Genomic DNA, 17812 nt, shown 5'->3' on the forward strand with positions numbered 1-17812 from the left:
TCATTCGCCCACCCCATGCACGGCAGCCGCTTGCTTGCCGGCAGTGGTCAGGTACTTCTCACCCTGCTGGTTCTCCGCCCACAGCCGGTACCAGTCAGCACGAACGCACAGCCGGAAGGCAGCACGCCAGTCCTTGTAGGTCTTCACGCCGTCCGAGTGACGGTCACGGAATTCGCACCAGCAGAGACGCAGGAAGTCTCTCGGGATGCCAGCCTGCTCGGCGTACTGGAACACCGAGTCGCCTTCAGGAATCGGCGTCTCGCCAGCAGCCTTGGTCGTCTCCAACCAGGCACGCATCGTCTGCTCGGTCCGCTTTTGCCGTGGCGCCTTTTTCGCTGGGGGGACTACAGGGGGTTCTTCTTTTCTTTTGGAGTTGTCTATTGTGGGGGGGAATTCACCACGAATAGACGTGGGAATTTCACACGAACGTGGGGATTTCTGGATAGAACGTGGCGATTCCCCACGAACGAGATTCCAGCCCGATATATCAAGGTTTGGTGCGATTTCGGTCCCAATGGCACGACGTTGTCCACGCACGATCAAACCCATGGATTCCAGGGTCATGAGGGCGCGACGAACGTCACCCTCGTCCATCGCGACCATGTCTGCCAACTGGGTGGTAGCGATGAAGTCCGAGGCCTTGTTGTAGCCCACGGTCTTGCGCAGAATGGCGCGGAAGACTCGCTCCTGCTGCTTGCTCAAGGACGAGCGCAACAGGGCATCCTCGACCGTAGTGGGGATGGCGACAAAGCCATGCTGCATGCGGGTCTCCTGCACCGGTTCAGCGGCTTTGGAAGCGCGGTAATCGACCAGACGAACGACGCTGCTCATCGTGCGATCCTTTCCGCCCAAAACGCAGCCATGCGCTGACGCTGTTCAGGCGAGCGCGCCCGGATTTCGCCCAGGAAGCGGCTTTGAAGGCGACGTGCATTCACGATATCGCCAGCGGTGTAGGCGGCCGCCATTAAGACCCTGAAGCGGGAGATGCGACGTTCGCGCAGCCAATCGGCGATGCGCTGGTGCAATTGCTTAAGTTGATTCATAATTTCCTTCGTTCCTTGCCCGAACACAAAGCCCTGCACCTGGCGCGACAACGCCCGCAGGGCTTTTCCTTTTCTTAGTGATCCATCGAGTTAGCAGTGACACTCTCCCCTGGTATGACAAGCTGTTTGCGAAAGGCCTGAGGCAAACCATCATCGGGATGCGGATACACATCCGCCCGAATCTGGTGGGGTGTCGTTCGCCAATCACAGCTGCGGCACAGTGGCAGCACCCGTTCAGGCGGGACGACACCCCGATTAAGCCAATCGTTGAGGCCCTGGTAGGTCACGCCAAGCCTGGCGGCCACCTTGGTTCGTCCACCGGACGATTCAATTACTTCAAGTAAGTGGTTGTTCATGCAGACGTATTGAAGCAAATATTCAAGGAAAGTGCAATATTTACTTCAACATTTTCTTGAAGTTCTGCTTTAGAATTTGAACATGGACACAATCGCAAATCGCATTACCTATGCCCGAGAGGCAAAGAAGCTAGGGATTCAGCAGCTCGCTGACGCCCTTGGCGTCAGCTATCAAGGCGTTCGTCAATGGGAACTCGGTATGACCGAACCACGCGGCAAACGGCTAGACGCCATCGCAGCAGCACTCGGCGTCTCGCGGCTGTGGTTACAGACCGGCATCCATCAAGCAGCAGCCGACAATCCGCTTGGCGCCGGCAACATCACCACTCGCCCTCGACCCATCAAGGTCTGGGAGGAAGGCGAGGCACTTGAACATGGCGAGGTAGAGGTAAAACGCTTGAGCTTGAGAATGGCGGCCGGTGTAGGTCGCTTGCAATGGGAAGTAGATGAAGAAGGCACACCGAATCGATTCAGACTCGGCTGGTGCCATAGGAACAACCTAAAACCGGAAAAGCTGGCGACCATCCTGGTCGAGGGCGACTCCATGCAGCCGACCATCCCGGATAGTGCGCGGCTCACCATCAATACCGATATCAGCGAGATGCGCAATGGCCGGCTCCATGCCATCGACTATCACGGTGAGTTCTATATCAAGCGGCTATTCCGGGAACCGGATGGCAGCATCCGCATCGTCTCGGACAATGCTGACAAAGTTCGCTTTCAGGATGTCATCGTCCCCAAGGAGCATGCGACTGCGCTACGCATCCTGGGGGTGCCGGTCGATATGAGCGTCAACTTGATTGGGATGTGACGTGCAAACGAGCGAGATGATCCCCAGTAGCCTGCATTCCGGCCCACGGCATCGCGCTTACCCCTACCTCTTCCGATCACGGCTGCGACTAAGCGCCGCTGCTCCCCCACCAACCCGCCCACCTGGCGGGTTTCTTTTTGCCTATCGCAGGCGAAACGCACTTTCTCTTCAAGAGTTCGTGAAGTTATGCTTGCCTTACTTGAAGTTAATATTTAACATTCGCTTCAAGCCTGCCAAACGGCAGCAAGGGAGGATTGAAGTAAGCCATGACACGCCGGCTGTCCTCCTAGGCCCAGCGCCGCCCGCTCTTTACACAATTCACAGGAAACCACGCCACGGCCCCAAGCCGATGCGATGCACGACCGGAAGCGCCCGAGCGGACCGGTATGCAGATGGGCATCACGCCCTTAGCGCAGAGGAAGCAGCAGGCACGTGGAAAGCGCCAGCCGGTGGCGCGAGATCACCGGACGCGTTGTCCAGCCACCGTAAGGCTGCGAGTGCCGCACTTCACACGATAAGCGCACAAGCGAGCCGATAGCACTACTGCGGAGTTGTCGGCTGGCTTGTTTCATGGAAGTCCCTCCGCCGTGGCACATGGGACGCTGTTAGGCGGGAGCAACGCGACGCCGCCGCGAATGTGCTTATGCTGCTGACCACCCGGGAAGTCGGGTGCCTTCAAGCCCGGGAATTGGGCTGCCACGTCCGGTCGGAAGCCTTGTGTGGCAGTAAATGCTGGCCAGTTCCCGGCCTTGAGGGCGAACCCTCTCTTCACCCTGGAGTGCCTGGTAATGCAGGCGCTTTTCTCGCCGCCCGCTGCTGATGCAGTGCGCGGCAATTTTTTTGGAATCTCGCTTTGCTGTCCTTTACCCGAACCATCACTTACTGCGGCGTCGAACTGAACGTCAGCTATGACTACACCCCACCCGAGGCACGTGGTGCTTTCTATCCTGGCTGCGCCGAGGAATACCTCGCCACACGGGCCATGGCCGGCGACGTCGATATTTATCCACTGCTGACGGTCAACCAGATACTCGAAATCGAACGCGTGCTGGGCCAGCGAGATGAAGACGACTGCTGGCGCATGGCTGCATGAACCACCTTTATCCCTACTACCCGATGCAACACCACAAACCACGCAAGGCCACCGAGCCACCCGCCTGGCAAATCGCCGTCTGGGCTGTCCTGTGGCTCGTCGGCTGGATCGGCCTATACGCCCTGGTCGGCTGGCTTGAACCGTAGTTATCCAAAAGGAGATGCATGACCGCTTTATATGTCTTAGCCAAGGAATACCGCACGGCCGCAGAGAAATTGGCCGACTTAGACCTACCGCCAGAAATGGTGGCCGATACCCTCGAAGGGCTAGCCGGCGCCCTGGAGATCAAAGCCACCAATGTGGCGATGTTTATCCGCAACCTCGAAGCCAATGCCGAGGCAATCAAAGGTGCCGAGAAGCAAATGGCCGAACGCCGCCGCGCCATGGAAAGCCGGGCCGAAAGCCTGCGCGACTATCTCAAGGGCGCGATGCAGGCGACCCAGATCAGGGTCATCGAAAGCCCCTATTTCAAGGTGGCGATTCGCAGCAACCCGGAAAGCGTGGTGATTGATGCCGCAAGCCAGATCCCGGCCGAGTTTATGCGCCAACCCGATCCCCCGCCGGCCCAGCCCGACAAGAAGCTGATCGCCGAAGCCATCAAAGCCGGCCGCGACGTGCCCCGTGCCCACCTGGCGCGCGGTCAGCGCCTCGATATTCGATAAGGATACCCATGAGTATTGCCACCATCGTCCTGGGCGAATCCGGGACGGGGAAGACCTATAGCCTGCGCAATCTTGATCCCGCACAAACGCTGTTGATCCAGGCCGTGCGCAAGCCCTTGCCATTCCGAGCGACGGGCTGGGCGCGCATGGACAGAGAGAAGAAACAACCCGGCAATATCTTCGTCAGCGACTTCAGCGCTCGCATCATCAACCTGATGCAGAAGACCAGCCGCAAAATCATCGTGCTGGATGACTTCCAATACGTGCTGGCGAACGAGTTCATGCGGCGATCCAACGAGAGGGGGTTCGACAAGTACACCGAGATCGGCCGGCACGCCTGGGACATCCTCACCGTCGCCAACAACCTGCCCGACGACGTCCGGGTCTACATCCTGGCCCATACCCAAAACGACGACTACGGCCGCGTGAAGATGAAGACCATCGGCAAGCTGCTGGACGACAAAATCACCCTGGAAGGCTTGTTCACCATCGTGCTGCGCACCGTGGTGACGGATCGCCGCTTCCAATTCAGCACGATCAACAACGGCAGCGACACGGTCAAGGCGCCGCCCGACATGTTCCCCGACCAACTGATCGACAACGACCTGGCTGCTGTGGATGCCTGCCTATGCGACTACTACGGCATTTCGACTACGCAAGCACCCGCTGTCTAATACCCCAACAAGGAATCTGCATGACCCGTTCTTATAATCTCGACACCAAGGCCGCCGAAAAGGCCGATGCGAAATCCAGCCGCATCCAAACCACGGGCGAGTATATCGGCGCTTTCAAATACGCCATTGCGGTCAAATCCAGCCGCACCGGTACCGAAGGTATCGAACTGCATTTCGAGGATACCGATAAGCAAGAGGCGCGCATTACGCTGTGGACGGCCAAGGCCAGTGGCGAAATGCTCACAGGCAATAATGTACTGCACGCCATCATGACGTGCCTGTCCCTACGTGGCATCCAGGCCACGCGGCAGACAATCGAGCTGTACGATCACAAGGCCGGCGCCAAGATGCCGAAGGATGTGGAAGCCTATCCCGAGCTGGCCGGCAAGCGCATCGGCCTGCTGCTGCAACTAGCGCCCGAGGAATACCTCGATCAAGTGCAAGAAATTAAGGTCGCCAACCGGATAGATCTGTACAGCGTCTTCAACCCGGATACCCGCATGCTGGCCTCCGAGATTCTGCGCCGGGCACCCAAGGCCGAGATGCTTGACCGGATGAAAGCCTCGCTCAAGGACAAGGCACTGAAGAAGCTATCGGTAGGCAAGAACAACGCTCCCCAGGCCGGTCCGGCTAGCGGCGGTGGCTTCGATGATTTTGAAGATGACATCCCATTCTGACGCCCTATCAAAGACCGAAATCCGTCCGTAATTCGCCGCGTAGCCTGAATTAGGGCCGGCGCGGACGATTCGATTGTCCCAATCACAAGCCCCCACAGCCAAAAAAGCTGGGGGCTTTTTCCTGCCCGGACGAGATAGCGCGCCGATGGCGGGATATCCATACAGGAAGCTACCCCATGTATTTAGACGCCAGCACGCTGTCCGGCGGTCACACCGACGACGACGCGTTGATCGAACTCGAATATCACAACGCCAATCTGGCAGTCCGGGCGGACATCGCTGAAATGCACCTGAAAGCTCTTCAGCGCGATACCGCTATCGCCATCGCCGCACTTCGTTGCATTGCCAAAGCGGAGATGGCGCCGCTTGCGGCCGTGGCTGCCGATGCGCTCCGACAAATGGTGACGGTTTAACGACGTAGCCAATGAACACGGAGAAAGCATTGAACAGAACGAATACCAGGGCACTTTTAGTTGCCGCATTGCAGATTGGCAGCAGCGTTACAGCCACCGACTTGGCGCATTGCCTGTGCCTCGACATAAAGGCCGTTTCCGTAGAACTGCAGACCATGGCGGCGGAGGGAGCGGTCATTGAGGAGGCCTTTCCCGGCCTACCGGCCCGTTACAGCCTTCGCAGGAAAGGGAAGTGCACCAATACGGACCAATGGGCAGGACACAGTGCAGGCTATGCCCCCCCCCAGTCTCTACGAAACCTTTCAGTCGGCACGAACGTCGCGCTTCCCGTCCTGCGGGCCAGTTTGGGCTGGATCAACGACGACAGCCTGTCACTTCACAAATCCTACCCTCCCCACGCAGCCCCTCACCTCTGAGGCTGCACTCTTCAGGAATCTAATATGCGCTTGCTCACCATCACTGACGTTGAAAGCAAAGTCAGCTTCGGCAAATCCAAAATTTACGCCATGATCAAAAACGATGGCTTTCCGGCTCCGATAAAGATCGGTTACTCTGCCCGTTGGCTCGAATCGTCGATAGATGTCTGGATAGGCCAAGTAGCTAAATTGGGTGCCTGAGCTCCAGATCTTGTCCGCATTTATCCGCATCCGTAGCACGAAATACCGCACATAAAACCGCACAAAAACAAGGCCACCACCCAATGAACAACATACAATTCAAAAGGTTACAGCCAACATGCTGCTGATAATTGACAACTATGACTCCTTCACCTACAACCTGGTCCAGTACTTCGGTGAACTGGGCCAAACGGTGGAAGTCCATCGCAACGACGAGATCACCCTGGATGAAATTGCCGCCAAGCAGCCACAGTACCTGGTGGTTTCGCCCGGCCCCTGCTCGCCCAGCGAAGCGGGCATCTCGGTTGAGGCCATCACGCGTTTCGCCGGACAGATTCCCATCCTCGGCGTCTGCCTGGGCCACCAATCGATCGGCCAGGCGTTTGGCGGCAAGATCATCCATGCCAAGCAGCTGATGCACGGCAAGACCTCGCCGGTCAGCCACAGCAATATCGGCACCTTCCGCGACCTGCCCTCGCCGTTTACCGCGACCCGCTACCATTCCCTGGTAATAGAGCGGGAGAGCTGCCCGGATTGCCTGGAGATCACCGCCTGGACCGACGACGGCGAGATCATGGGCGTGCGGCATAAGTCGCTGCCCATCGAAGGGGTGCAGTTCCATCCTGAGGCCATCCTGACCGAGCATGGTCACCAGATGCTGAAGAACTTCCTTACCACCTACGCCTGAGTGCCTGCCGGGTCGGCCTTCGATCCGGTCAGCCTCCTATCCATGCATCGCGATCAAGGCACCGATCCTTCCTGGTACGCCACGCGCCAGCCAGTCCGGCCCCCGCGTCCCGTCCCCGATGGCGACATCGAGGCGGAGGTAGGCATTGTCGGCGGGGGGCTCAGCGGGTTATCCACCGCCCTCCAGCTGGCGGAGCGCGGTGTGTCGGTGGTCTTGCTGGAAGCGGAATGGTTCGGCGCCGGGGCGTCCGGCCGCAATGGCGGCCAGGCCTTGCAGGGCTACGCGGCAGCCATGCCGGCCCTGGAAGCGGCGGTCGGTCGAACGTGCGCGCAGGTCATGTGGGACATGTCGCGCGATGCGCTGGCCCTGCTGAAGGACCGGGTGGCGCGATTTGGCATAGCTTGCGAGCTGGCGCAAAACGGCTATCTCTATGCCGCCGTCCATGCCGGCCAGATGGCTGAATTGGGGCATTGGCGCCGTCATGCCGCCGAACGCTATCACTATCCCGATCTGATCGAACTGGATCGTTCCGCGCTGCGGCAGCACGTAGCCAGCGATGCCTATATCGGCGCACTGTACGATCCTCACGAGGTGCATCTCGATCCGCTGGCTTACACGCTAGGCCTGGCGCAAGCCGCCGAACGAGCCGGCGCACGCTTGTATGAACAGTCCCGTGTGGGTTCCTGGCGCCAGGACGGCGAACGGCTACTGGTGCAAGCTCCGTGGGGCCGACTGCGTTGCCGAAAATTGCTCTTCGCGGTCAATACCGGCGCAGGTGCACTGGTGCCGTCATTGGCGCGCTATTTCCTGCCGGTGGAAAGTTTTATCGTCGCCACCGAGCCCCTCGGCGCCGACGCGGCGCGCGCCTTGCTGCCAGGCGGCGCGGCCCTGGCCGATTGCAACCGGGTGCTGAACTACTTCCGGACCACCTCGGACCACAGGCTGCTGTTTGGCGGCCGGGCCGGCGGCACCCGCGCCAATCGCGCCGAGGGCACCCGCCGGCGCATGCTGGCGGTGTTTCCGCAGCTGGCCGGGGCGCGCATCGATCATGCCTGGGGCGGCCATGTCGATGTCCCGTTGAACAAGCTGCCGCACTTCGGCCGCCTGGCGGACAAGGTCTATTTCGTGCAGGGCTTCTGCGGCCATGGCCTGGCCTTGACCGGCTTGGCCGGCCAGCTGGTCGCCGAGGCGATGTGCGGCCGGCCTGAACGCTTCGATCTGTTCGCGCGCATCCAGCACCGTCGCCTGCCTACCTATCTGCCGGGCTTCAACCGCACCGCTGTTGCGCTGGGGATGGCTTCGCAACAATTGCTCGATTGGGCGGATGCCCGCCGTCATCGCAGCTAGGGTGCCTTGTTCGGAAAAACGGCTAGAATCGTTCCCTTCCGCTTCTTCCGCCCACAGGTCCTTCGATGATTACCCCGCAAGCCGCGCTGAACCGTCTGATCGACGGCAATGAATTGTTCTACGACGAAATGCTGTCGGTCATGCGCCAGATCATGACCGGCGAGATGTCGGCCACCCAGACCGCCGCCATCCTGATCGGGCTGCGGGTCAAGGTCGAAACGGTGTTGGAAATCGCAGCAGCGGCAAGCGTGATGCGCGAAATGGCCAGCAAGGTGGAAATCGCCGATCGGCGCCATTTGATCGACACTTGCGGCACCGGCGGCGATGGTGCCCACACTTTCAATATTTCGACGACAGCTGCCTTTGTGGCGGCCGCTGTGGGCGCCAAGGTTGCCAAGCACGGCAACCGCGGTGTCTCGTCCAGCAGCGGCTCGGCCGATGTGCTGGAAGCGCTGGGCGTCAACCTCGCGCTGTCGCCGGCGCAGGTCGCGCAGTGCGTGGCCGAAGTCGGCATCGGCTTTATGTTCGCGCCCAACCACCATGGCGCGATGAAGAATGTAGCGCCGATCCGCCGCGAACTGGGCGTGCGGACCATTTTCAATATCCTTGGCCCGCTGACCAATCCGGCCGGCGCCGAGAACCAGCTGATGGGCGTATTCCATCCCGACCTGGTCGGCATACAGTGCAGGGTGCTCAAGGAGCTGGGCAGCCGCCATGCCATGATCGTCCATGGCCTGGATGGACTGGACGAGATCAGCCTGATGAGCAGCACCCGTATCGCCGAGTTGAAGGATGGCGAGATCAGCGAGTACGAGTTCGACCCGCGCGACCATGGATTCGCGTTCTGTCCGCCGGCCGCCTTGCACGCCGATGGCCCGGCCGAATCGAAAGCCAGGCTGGAGGCCGTATTGGCCAACCAGGCGGGGCCATGCCGCGACATCGTGGTGCTGAACGCTGGCGCGGCCATCTATACCGCCGGCCTGGCCGCCAGCCTGGCCGAAGGGTTCAAGGCGGCCGATGCCGCCATCGCCAGTGGCGCCGCCCAGGCCAAATTGACCGCGCTGGTCGCCCTTACCCAACATTTCAAGGTTTAAGCATGTCCGATATCCTGCAAAAGATTCTTGCCACCAAGGCCGAGGAAGTCGCTGCCGCCAAGCAGCTCAAGTCTTTGGCGGCCGTGCGCGCCGAGGCCGAGGCGGATCGCGCCACCCGTGATTTTGTCGGCGCCTTGCGCGACAAGTACCTGGCGGGCCAAGCGGCCGTGATTGCCGAGATCAAGAAGGCCAGCCCTTCCAAAGGCGTGATCCGGGCCGACTTCCAACCGGCCGCCATTGCCGCCGATTACGCCGAACATGGCGCTGCCTGCCTATCGGTGCTGACCGACCAGCCGTACTTCCAGGGCCATGCCGACTATTTGCGCGCCGCCCGCGCCGCCTGCGCCATACCGGTGCTGCGCAAGGATTTCATGGTCGATGCCTACCAGATCTACGAAGCCCGTGCCATGGGCGCCGACTGCATCCTGCTGATCGTCGCGGCGCTGGAAACCAGCCAGATGCTGGAAATGGAAGCCCAGGCCCGGGAGCTGGGCATGGCGGTGCTGGTGGAATCGCACGATGCCGCCGAATTGGAACAGGCCATGCGGCTGGCCACGCCGCTGATCGGCATCAATAACCGGAATCTGCGCAGCTTCGAGGTCAACCTGCAAACCACCCTGGATCTGCTGGAGCGCATCCCGGCCGACCGCATCGTCATCACCGAATCGGGCATCGTCAATGCGGCCGACGTGGAACTGATGCTGGAACACGAGGTCTACGCATTCCTGGTCGGAGAGACCTTTATGCGCGAGCCCTCGCCAGGCAAGGCGCTGGCTGGTTTGTTCAACTAGGCGCCAGGGCCCCCTGCCCTTTGCCATGGTGCTTCGCAACAAAGCCATGGCTTGTCACTACCCTGTCATTTGATTTCCGTATAAATCGCGCCGTGCCGGGCTATCGCCCGGCTACGTGGCAGCGGCACTTTCTTGCTTCGAATAGTGGATAAGCCGACGTGGAGATAAATATATTTATTTCTCATCGGATTATTAACTACGCTGATTCCATTAGCATTTTCGGCATTATGCCGAACCATGGATGGATGAGAGATCGAAACAGGGTATTGAACTTTTCGCCGATGCCACAATTAACACCAGCGCAGGTTCTGGGAACAGGCAAGCGGCCGCGCTAAAACAGCGCAGTTGCTGGGAAAGCAATAGCAGGACGCTCGTACGAACATGCGCCAAAACCGTTGCTCACGATCATCGCGATCAGCGGTTTTGGCGCGGTTCCGGCAAGTTTTCTGTTATTGACTGAATAAAGTGTTGCGGAAAACGCAGTGAATTGCCGCGAACCGCTGCCAATCCGGGTAAACCCGATTGCGGCATAGCAACATTAGCGCGCAAAATTCGCAACAGCCTGAGTCCCGGACAGGCTCCCTACGACTCAAGACTCAAACTAATTGGAGAATTCTTATGCGCAAGTCTTTGCTTGCCACCCTGGTAATGGGTGCAATCGCCGCTCCGGTGTTCGCTGACGGCACCGTGACCCTGTACGGTCAAGTCAACGTGACCGGCGTGTTCCACAGCAACGGTTCCCACGACCGCGTTGGTGGTGTCGATCAAAAGGTTACCCAATTCAAGGTTGACCAAGGCAACACCCCGTCGCGCATCGGCTTCAAGGGCGACGAAGATCTGGGCAACGGCCTGAAGGCCGTGTGGCAGATCGAAACCCGCGTGAACACCGACGACGCAGCCAACAGCGCGTTCGCCAGCCGCGAAGGTTGGGTTGGCCTGCAAGGCGGCTTCGGTAAGATCAGCCTGGGTCGTGGCAAGACGCCTTACGCCCAACTGGCCGACGTGTTCGACGGCACCGTCGATGGCTACAACAACCTGGCCATCTACACCGAAAGCGCCGATGCCGAAAAGTTCGCCGGCAAGCCAATCAACAACCGCTTCAACAACGCGGTTCGTTATGATTCGGCCAATATGGACGGTTTCAGCGGTCACCTGATGTACGGTACCGATGAGAACAAGACCGCCGCTGGCAACGCCGGCAACAAGTGGTCGCTGGCCGGCCGCTACACCGCTGGTCCGATGTTCCTGGGCGCCGCCTTCAACAAGGAAAAGAATCTGGCCGCCGTCAAGGGTCGCGATTCCACCGCTTTCCTGTTGGCCGGTACCTACGCCATCGACGCATTCAAGTTTGGCCTGGGCTTCCAGAACACCAAGCTGAAGGCTTCCAGCGCCGGTTCCACCTTCAAGCGTAACTCGTTCGTCACCAACGCTTCCTACGCCATGGGCGACACCACCCTCAAGGCTGGCGTGATCCTGGCTCAGAAGCTCAAGATGGACGGCAGCTCGATCAGCGACTCCAGCTGGACCCGTTACACCATCGGCGCCAAGCATCAGCTGAGCAAGCGCACCGCTGTGTTCGGCGAGTTCTCCGGCGACCAGGTCAAGGGCAAGACGCTTTCGGCTGACGGCATCAATGCCGTTGACGCTGCCGATCCGCGCGGCCTGTCGATCGGTCTGATGCACTCGTTCTAATCGATACGCCCTCACGGGTAATCGTGCAAAACGAAAAACGGGCATGCTTGCATGCCCGTTTTTTCTTTTTAAATCAATGCCAATTTTAATACGCGACGATCGCATTCAGGATTCGGCCATTACGCACATGGGCCACTTTCCTGTTATATATTATCACCAGACACGCGTCGGACGGCCGCCCACGCTTTGATAGTACTTTTGTACAATTTCACATATAGAAAAGGCCTGGAAGAATCCCGACAGAGTGCAATCTCGTTGCCGCGCAAAATATCCAATTAGTTGAGCCTGGATAAGGCTCTCCGCGACATTAATCCAATTGGAGAATTTTTATGCGCAAGTCCTTGATTGCCACCCTGGTCCTGGGTGCAATCGCCACCCCGGCATTCGCCGCCGGCACCGTGACGCTATATGGCCAGGTCAATGTGACCGGGGTTTATTCCGACAATGGCTCGCACGACCGAATCGGCGGTGTCGATCAACGGGTCAAGCAATTCAAGATCGATCAAGGCAACACGCCTTCGCGCATCGGCTTCAAGGGCGATGAAGATCTGGGCGGCGGCCTGCAGGCCTGGTGGCAGCTCGAAACCGCCGTCGGCACCGACGATGCCGCCACCAACAATTTCGCCAACCGCGAGGGCTGGGTCGGCCTGCAGGGCGGTTTCGGCAAGATCGGCCTGGGCCGTGGCACGACGCCTTACGCCGATGTGGCGAATGTGTTCGACAGCACGGTCGATGGCGCCAATAACCTGGCCATCTACCGGTTCGAGCAGCACAACGAGAAAGCTTTCGGCAGGATAATCAACAACCGCTTCAGCAATGCGGTGCGCTACGACTCGCCCACGGCACACGGCTTCTCCGGCAGCGTGATGGTCGGCAATGACGAGAACAAAGCCCCGGGAAACAAGGGTGGCAGCAAGATCTCGCTGGCCGGCCGCTACGAGGCAGGGCCCATGTATTTCGCCGCCGCCTTCAACAAGGAAAAGAATCTGCCAGTCATGCAAGGCCGTGACAGCATCGCCGCTCCCGGCCGCGACAGCACCGCCGTGCTGCTGGCCGGTGTCTATACCATCGACGCCTTTAAATTCGGCCTGGGCTTCCAGCACGCCAAGCTCCAATACATGGCGCAGGGCGATATCGTCAAGCGCAATTCCATTGTCACCACCGCCGCCTATACCATGGGTGATACGACGCTGAAAGCCGGCGTGATCGTCGGGCAGAATCCCAAGCTCAATGGCGCCACGGTAAAGGATGCCAGCTTCACCCGCTTCAGCATCGGCGCCAAACACCAATTAAGCAAACGCACCGTGGTATTCGCCGAACTCTCGGGCGACCGGCTCAAGGGCCGGGTGTTATCGGATGACAATATCAGCCGCCGGGTGAGTCCTGCGCCCATGCCCGCAGCCGATATCGTGGCCGATGACGGCACCGTGAAAGCGCCGAGCCCCCGCTTTTTATCGATAGGTTTGATGCACGCATTCTAAGTAATAGGGTGCAAAACAAAAAACGGACATGCTTGCGTGTCCGTTTTTTGTTTTTCAATTCAATGAACTACAACAAAGCATCGCGGTACTTTCACAACAGTACAACAAGCACCTTGCCGAGCAAGCGCTTGGCTTGAGACAATTGCTAGCATTTACTCAAATCCACCCAAGAAATTCGCGGAGAAAACCATGCAACGCAGCCTGCTTGCGACCGCCCTGCTCACAGCATTTGCCCTACCGGCCTTCGCCGAAGAAGCGGTGACCGTGTACGGCAAGATGACACTCGGCGTCGAGAGCATCTCCGCCAAAGGCGCTACCCTGTCGAACCAGAATATCGAACGCCAAACCCGCGTCACCGATGGCGCCTCCACCTTGGGTATTCGCGGCAGCGAAGCCATCAGCGACAATCTGACGGCCTATTTCCAGATCGAAACCCAGATCAAGCCGGATGACTCCTGCGGTTTCGCCGGCTGCTCGACCAGCGGCAAAAGCACCGCCCTGGGCCCGAAAGACGATCGCTACGCCGCCACCACCTCGCCGAATACCGGCACCTCGCGCTTCGCCAACCGCCCTTCCTTCGTCGGCCTGCGCGGCGACTGGGGCCAGGTGCAGTTCGGCCGCATGGATATGTACTACGAGAAGCACGTGCCGAATGAGCTGCATCTGCTGCGCTCCGGCCTCAACAGCAGCGCGCTGGCGGTATTGGGCAGCAACCAGCTATCGAACGCCGTGGGCGCCGACGATACGGTCGTGGCGCAGAAGACTTTCAGCGTCGCACTGGCGCCCATCGTCGCTGCGGCTATCGGCAAGGACACACCGGTCAACGCCCTGATCAGCAGCACGCTGGGTAACGCCATCGGCGCCGCCTATGCGCGCGACCTGAGCGTGCAGCAGATCCTGACACAGGCCGGTGGCGGCGTGCAGACCCTATTCAGCAATCCGCAAGTAGCCGGCGCCCTGATCGCCTCCGGCGTCAACCCCGCCACCGCCGGGGCTGCCTTGCAGTCCGCCCTGGGCCAGGCCGCCACCCAGGCATTTACGCCAGGCAGCGCGCTCAACCAGCAGGTGTTGCAACAGGCTCGCGCCTACACCTTGCAGAATGGTTTCTACTTTGTCGGCCATCGCTATAACAACGTGGTGCAGTACCGCTCCCCCTCCATGAGCGGCCTGACCGTCGCCGCCGCCTTCCATACCCGCGAGGAAAAGGGCATGGAAGGCGTGGCCTATGCGCTGGACAAGAACCTGCTCAACCCCGCCGCGCGGCGCAAGATGAACCCGTGGGGCGCCGAGTTGACGTTCCACTATATGAACAAGGGTGTCTTCGCCAGCGTGGCGATGATGCGCGACAAGGACCCGTATGCCATGGGTGGCGCGCTCGATAGCGCCTATGGCATCAAGGCCGCCTACGGCATGTATTTCAGCCCCGATACCCGCGCCGGCGTGGTGTTCGAGCGGCAGGTGAACAAATACAACGCCGCACTGGGCTATGCCGACAACAAGCGCGATGCCTGGGTGGTATCGGGCAGCCACAAGGTCCTGCCCAAGCTGGAGCTGATCGCGACCTACGCCCAAGCCATGGATGCCGAGATCCACGGCGTCAAGGACGTGAATTCGGGCAGCAAGTACTTCCAGCTCACCAGCCTGCTGACCTTGAGCCCGCGCACCAATCTGTTCGCCACCTATGCCAAGGTGAACAATGAATCGGCCGCCGCCTACAATTTCTATGTCAGCGGCGCGGCGCAAGCCAACGGCGAGATCCAAAGCGCGCAATACACCCCGCGTGGCGCGGATCCCACCAGCTTCCAGGTAGGTATCAACCACAACTTCTAGGGGGCGCTCGGCCTTCAGTCCAGGCTCGGGGTTCACTGCGGCGCCCGGCACTCCCCACAAGGAGGCCGGGCGTTTTTGCTGCTGCCTTCGTAATGAGGTACTTCCCTTTTTCCTTGTTCCCGCAGTTCCGGTAAGCTCAAGGCTTCTCCAGCCTTGCCATCGCTATGCGCCGCATACTTACCGCTTCCCTCTTTTCTATTTTGTTGGCCGGCTGTGCCGGCACGGTCCCCCTCTCTTCCGCCGGCAAGCCCGGTGATTGCCAGTGCGGTGACGCACCCAAGGCTGCCGCGCTGACCGCGCGTTATCAAAATGCCGACTGGAGCGCCCTGCCGGGGTGGCCGGGGGAAAATCTGCTGGCGGCCTGGCCGGCTTGGTTGAACTCGTGCAAGCGCCTGGCCAGCCGGCCCAGCTGGAAGGATATCTGCGCCGAGGCCCACACGCTGGCGCCCCAGGACGATGCCGGCGTGCGCGCCTTTTTCGAGCGTCGTTTCCAGCCATGGCGGATCGAGGGCAGCGATGGCAGTCAAAGCGGCTTGATCACCGGCTATTACGAACCCCTGCTGAAAGGCAGCCGCGAGGCGAAACCCGGCATGACGCCGCTGCTGGGGGTACCGGACGATCTGCTGACCCTTGACCTGGGCGCCAGCTATCCGGAACTGAAGGGCCTGCGCCTGCGCGGCCGGCTCGATGGCCGCAAGGTGGTGCCGTACTGGAACCGCGCCGAGATCGAAGCGGGCAAGGCGCCCATCGCCGGCCTGGCGCTGGCCTGGGCCGATGACCCGGTCGAAGCCTTCTTTCTGCAGATCCAGGGCTCCGGCCGGATCAAGCTGGAAGACGGCAGCGTGCTGCGGCTGGGCTATGCCGACCAGAACGGCCATCCTTACAAGTCGATCGGCAAATGGCTGATCGACCAGGGCGAACTGAAAGCCAGCGAAGCGTCGATGCAAGGTATCCAAGCCTGGGCCCGGGCGAATCCCGCCCGCCTGAAAACCATGCTGGACAGCAATCCCAGCTTTGTCTTCTTCCGTGTCCTGGCCAATGCGGAAGGCGGTCCGATCGGCGCCTTGAATGTCCCCTTGAGCGACGGCGCCAGCGTGGCGGTCGATCCGAAGTTCGTGCCGCTGGGCAGCCCTGTCTATCTGTCCACCAGTTGGCCGAACGACAGCAAGCCGCTCAACCGTTTGATGCAGGCCCAGGATACCGGCGGCGCCATCCGCGGCCCGATCCGTGCCGACTTTTTCTGGGGATTTGGCCACGAAGCAGGCGCACTGGCCGGGCGGATGAAGCAGCAAGGCCAGATCTGGCTGCTGTGGCCCAAGGGCCTGGCCCTGCCCGGCTGATCGTTCGATGCGGCTGTCCTGGGATATTTTTTGTACCGTCATCGATAACTTCGGTGACATCGGCGTGTGCTGGCGGCTGGCGCGTCAATTGGCGGCCGAACGCGGCGAAGCGGTACGGCTGTGGGTGGACGATCCGGGCGCCCTGGCGATGCTGCGGCCGGAACTGGATCGCGGCGCGGCGCAACAGTGGATCGAGGGGGTGGAGATCCGCCACTGGCAGCTGCCCTTCCCCACCGTCGCCCCGCATCAAGTCGTGATCGAGGCCTTCGCCTGCCATCCGCCGGAAAATTTCCTGGCCGCGATGGCGGGCGCGACCCCGCCGCCGGTCTGGATCAACCTGGAGTACCTGTCCGCCGAGGACTGGGTGGAAGGTTGCCACGGCCTGGGCTCGCGCCATCCACGCCTCCCCCTCGACCACCATTTCTTCTTCCCCGGCTTCACCCCCGCCACCGGCGGCCTGTTGCGCGAATCCTCCCTGCTGGCCGAGCGGGAAGCATGGCAAGCCGGCCCTGCCCGCCATGACTGGCTGCAGGCGGTGACGGGACACACCGTCGCGGCCGAGCAAGGTTGGCTGTCGCTGTTCTGCTACGACAACGCGGCGCTGCCCGCACTGCTCGACCACTGGCAATCCGCGGCGCTCTGCCTGTTGGTGGCCGAGGGCAAGCCACGCCGGCAGGTGGAAGCCTGGCTGGGTAGCGCCTTCCCGCCCGGCAGCCGCATCGAACGCGGCCGGTTGACGCTGATTGCCCTGCCCTTCCTAAGCCAGGACGACTACGATCGCCTGCTGTGGAGTTGCGAACTGAACTTCGTCCGTGGCGAAGATAGCTTCGTGCGGGCGCAGTGGGCAGCCCGTCCGCTGGCCTGGCATATCTACCCGCAAGAGGAGCAAGCCCACCTGGTGAAGCTGGCTGCCTTCCTGGATCGCTACACCGGGGCACTCCCGCCGGACAAGGGCAAGGCCTTGCAGGCGTTCTCGCAGGCCTGGAACGATGGCGACGGGCCTGCCTGCGTGGCGGCCTGGCCGGCCGTGCTGCAGGGCGCTACCGCCATGGCGCAAGGCTGCCGCGCGTGGTGTGCCGAGCTGGCCGGCCGCGCCGACCTGATGAACCAATTGGCACACTTTGCCTCTGAGAAAGCAGCACATATGGGCGCTCAGCGTGGCGAGGTGGCGCAGATGGGCCGCAAGCAGCTATAATGCGCCGC

At 60.7% G+C, this 17812-nt stretch carries 20 protein-coding genes; 17 read left to right on the forward strand and 3 right to left on the reverse strand.

The window, feature by feature from the left end:
* From FNU76_RS02490 to FNU76_RS25150, 3 genes are read right to left on the reverse strand one after another with little or no spacing between them, the layout of a single operon-like run.
* Positions 1–831 (reverse strand): replication protein, encoded by an 831-nt coding sequence (locus tag FNU76_RS02490; RefSeq protein WP_143856235.1) that lies wholly within the window; start codon positions 829–831, stop codon positions 1–3.
* Positions 828–1094, reverse strand: a complete 267-nt coding sequence (locus FNU76_RS02495) for a hypothetical protein (RefSeq protein WP_143856236.1) — start codon at positions 1092–1094, stop codon at positions 828–830. The genes FNU76_RS02490 and FNU76_RS02495 overlap by 4 nt, the downstream gene beginning before the upstream one ends.
* A 23-nt stretch (positions 1095–1117) precedes the next feature.
* Positions 1118–1399, reverse strand: a complete 282-nt coding sequence (locus FNU76_RS25150; RefSeq protein WP_143856237.1) for a transcriptional regulator — start codon at positions 1397–1399, stop codon at positions 1118–1120.
* 82 nt (positions 1400–1481) lie between these two features.
* On the opposite strand from FNU76_RS25150, the gene FNU76_RS02505 reads away from it, so the two are divergent.
* The 17 genes from FNU76_RS02505 to earP all read left to right on the forward strand — a co-directional run bounded on the left by FNU76_RS02505 (position 1482) and on the right by earP (position 17804).
* Positions 1482–2210, forward strand: coding sequence for a S24 family peptidase (locus FNU76_RS02505; protein WP_143856238.1), 729 nt, complete (start codon positions 1482–1484; stop codon positions 2208–2210).
* A gap of 853 nt (positions 2211–3063) precedes the next feature.
* Positions 3064–3303, forward strand: coding sequence for a hypothetical protein (locus tag FNU76_RS02510; RefSeq protein ID WP_143856239.1), 240 nt, complete (start codon positions 3064–3066; stop codon positions 3301–3303).
* Positions 3300–3449 (forward strand): DUF1129 domain-containing protein, encoded by a 150-nt coding sequence (locus FNU76_RS02515; protein ID WP_143856240.1) that lies wholly within the window; start codon positions 3300–3302, stop codon positions 3447–3449. The genes FNU76_RS02510 and FNU76_RS02515 overlap by 4 nt, the downstream gene beginning before the upstream one ends.
* 18 nt (positions 3450–3467) lie before the next feature.
* Entirely contained in the window at positions 3468–3965 is a 498-nt protein-coding gene (locus FNU76_RS02520) for a siphovirus Gp157 family protein (RefSeq protein WP_143856241.1), read from the forward strand.
* A gap of 8 nt (positions 3966–3973) precedes the next feature.
* A complete protein-coding gene (locus FNU76_RS02525) occupies positions 3974–4639 on the forward strand; it encodes a DEAD/DEAH box helicase family protein (protein WP_143856242.1) in 666 nt (221 codons plus the stop codon).
* A 20-nt stretch (positions 4640–4659) separates the two neighbouring features.
* Positions 4660–5316: a hypothetical protein gene (locus FNU76_RS02530; protein ID WP_143856243.1), complete on the forward strand. Its 657-nt coding sequence runs from the start codon at positions 4660–4662 to the stop codon at positions 5314–5316.
* Positions 5317–5492: 176 nt separating this feature from the next.
* Complete coding sequence (locus tag FNU76_RS02535) at positions 5493–5729, forward strand: hypothetical protein (RefSeq protein WP_143856244.1); 237 nt, start codon at positions 5493–5495, stop codon at positions 5727–5729.
* 440 nt (positions 5730–6169) lie between these two features.
* Positions 6170–6346 (forward strand): helix-turn-helix transcriptional regulator, encoded by a 177-nt coding sequence (locus FNU76_RS02540; RefSeq protein WP_143856245.1) that lies wholly within the window; start codon positions 6170–6172, stop codon positions 6344–6346.
* Positions 6347–6464: 118 nt separating this feature from the next.
* Positions 6465–7034 carry an aminodeoxychorismate/anthranilate synthase component II gene (locus tag FNU76_RS02545; protein WP_143856246.1) on the forward strand — a complete coding sequence of 190 codons (570 nt, stop codon included), beginning with the start codon at positions 6465–6467 and terminating at the stop codon, positions 7032–7034.
* Positions 7035–7076: 42 nt separating this feature from the next.
* On the forward strand, positions 7077–8381 hold the full coding sequence (locus tag FNU76_RS02550) for an NAD(P)/FAD-dependent oxidoreductase (protein ID WP_143856247.1): 1305 nt from the start codon (positions 7077–7079) through the stop codon (positions 8379–8381).
* Positions 8382–8446: 65 nt separating this feature from the next.
* A complete protein-coding gene (trpD, locus tag FNU76_RS02555; protein WP_143856248.1) occupies positions 8447–9475 on the forward strand; it encodes an anthranilate phosphoribosyltransferase in 1029 nt (342 codons plus the stop codon).
* Positions 9476–9477: 2 nt separating this feature from the next.
* Positions 9478–10266, forward strand: coding sequence for an indole-3-glycerol phosphate synthase TrpC (gene trpC / locus FNU76_RS02560; RefSeq protein WP_143856249.1), 789 nt, complete (start codon positions 9478–9480; stop codon positions 10264–10266).
* A 618-nt stretch (positions 10267–10884) separates the two neighbouring features.
* Complete coding sequence (locus tag FNU76_RS02565) at positions 10885–11958, forward strand: porin (protein ID WP_143856250.1); 1074 nt, start codon at positions 10885–10887, stop codon at positions 11956–11958.
* Positions 11959–12287: 329 nt separating this feature from the next.
* Complete coding sequence (locus tag FNU76_RS02570) at positions 12288–13439, forward strand: porin (RefSeq protein WP_143856251.1); 1152 nt, start codon at positions 12288–12290, stop codon at positions 13437–13439.
* A gap of 189 nt (positions 13440–13628) precedes the next feature.
* A complete protein-coding gene (locus FNU76_RS02575; protein WP_143856252.1) occupies positions 13629–15269 on the forward strand; it encodes a porin in 1641 nt (546 codons plus the stop codon).
* A 164-nt stretch (positions 15270–15433) separates the two neighbouring features.
* Entirely contained in the window at positions 15434–16609 is a 1176-nt protein-coding gene (mltA, locus tag FNU76_RS02580; protein WP_143856253.1) for a murein transglycosylase A, read from the forward strand.
* A 7-nt stretch (positions 16610–16616) separates the two neighbouring features.
* Complete coding sequence (gene earP / locus FNU76_RS02585; protein ID WP_143856254.1) at positions 16617–17804, forward strand: elongation factor P maturation arginine rhamnosyltransferase EarP; 1188 nt, start codon at positions 16617–16619, stop codon at positions 17802–17804.
* Positions 17805–17812: the final 8 nt, after the last annotated feature.

The organism is Chitinimonas arctica (assembly GCF_007431345.1).
GTDB lineage: Bacteria > Pseudomonadota > Gammaproteobacteria > Burkholderiales > Chitinimonadaceae > Chitinimonas > Chitinimonas arctica.